Here is a 1,657-nt window from a genome sequence, read left to right on the forward strand (position 1 = left end):
CCCCCTATGGCAGGATAGTTGTCACCCCTAAAGAATAATCCAAATGGGGGCACAAGGACCAATCATGCCACGTTATAGTGACGAACGTAAACAAGCCATACTCAGCAAACTACAACCCCCAAGCAACATGAGCGTAGCCGAAGTTTCAAGAAGTGAAGGCATCGGCTTACAGACCCTGTATAATTGGCGCAATCACGCCAGAGAACAAGGTCAGCCCATGCCCACCAACCACCATACCCCCGATAACTGGACCAGTGACACCAAACTTGCCACCGTCATCGAGACTGCCGCCCTAAGCGAAAGCGAGCTTAGTGAATACTGCCGCAACAAAGGCCTCTATGTCGAACAAATCAAAGCTTGGCGAGCCTCTGCCTTACAAGGATTTAGTAGCAGTAAACAGCAAAGCCTTAAAGACAAGCGTCAGCAGCAGACAGATCGCAAGCAGATTAAGCAACTCACCCGAGAGCTTGCTAGAAAAGACAAAGCCTTAGCTGAAACCGCCGCTTTGCTGGTACTGCGAAAAAAGTTGGATGCGTTTTGGCAAGAGCACGAGGACGACTGACCTCACTTTCAAAGCGCAAGCAGTACATCAACTGGATCCAAGAAGCCAATGGAACAGGGGCAAGACTCACTCTGGCCTGTATTGAGGTGGGCATCAGCATACGCACCTACAGGCGCTGGTATAAAGCGGGTCAAGTGAGTGCTGACCTACGTTCTGACGCCGTGCGCCAAGCCCCGAAGAACAAACTGACATCGACTGAGCAAGCCGCCATTATAGCCGTCTGCAATCAGCCGCGCTTTGCCAGTCTGCCGCCCACCCAAATCGTACCGACCCTGCTAGATGAGGGGGTGTACTATGGCTGTGAGTCCACCTTTTACCGTGTGCTTAAGCAGCACGAGCAACTGGCTCATCGTGGTCGAGCTCTAGCCCCTGGCGCATCAAAGCCACCACAAACCTTTACTGCAACAGGTCCAGGTCAAGTCTTCTGCTGGGACATCACTTATCTGCCAAGTCCTGTACGGGGTCAGTTCTACTATCTGTATATGATAGAGGATGTCTATAGCCGTAAGATTGTCGGTCAGGAGGTGTATGACCACGAGTCAGGAACGTTGGCAGCTAAGTTGCTTGAGCGTACTTTAATCAGTGAGAATGCGCTACATAGCGGTGTGGTGCTACATTCGGACAATGGGGCACCAATGAAAGCACAAACCATGCGCATGAAGGCCTATGAGCTTGGCGTTGTGACGTCATACAGTAGACCAAGGGTCAGTAATGATAACCCCTTTGCAGAGTCGCTGTTCAAGACCTGCAAGTATCGTCCTAATTGGCCCACCGAAGGTTTTAAGAGTTTAGAGGCGGCTCGTGACTGGGTGCTAAGCTTCACACGCTGGTACAATGACGAGCATAAGCACAGCCAGCTTAACTTTGTGACGCCGAGTCAACGCCATACGGGTGAGGATAAGGGAGTACTAGCCAAACGTTATGAGACGATGCAGCAAGCTAAAGCTCAAAATCCGATACGTTGGGGGTCTCAAGAGGTGAGAAACTGCGAGCCTGTGGGTCCGACGACATTGAATCCTGTAAAAGAGCCAGAAAAGATGAGATTACAAGCTGCTTAATTGGGCTTGATGGTGACAACTACCTTGAAAAACTCCG

1 protein-coding gene is annotated in these 1,657 nt (G+C 50.8%); it reads left to right on the top strand.

Going from position 1 to position 1,657, the window contains the following annotated elements; genetic code table 11:
• Positions 1–64: 64 nt before the first annotated feature.
• Positions 65–1,620, top strand: a protein-coding gene (locus tag AAEY79_RS14115; RefSeq protein ID WP_352288836.1) for an IS3 family transposase whose coding sequence is annotated in 2 segments (ribosomal slippage) — positions 65–518 and positions 518–1,620 — 1,557 coding nt in all. Because the reading frame shifts where the segments join, the coding sequence is not laid out codon by codon here.
• The last annotated feature ends 37 nt before the right edge of the window (positions 1,621–1,657 follow it).

Source organism: Psychrobacter sp. GW64-MNA-CIBAN-0177 (assembly GCF_040309585.1).
GTDB lineage: Bacteria > Pseudomonadota > Gammaproteobacteria > Pseudomonadales > Moraxellaceae > Psychrobacter > Psychrobacter okhotskensis.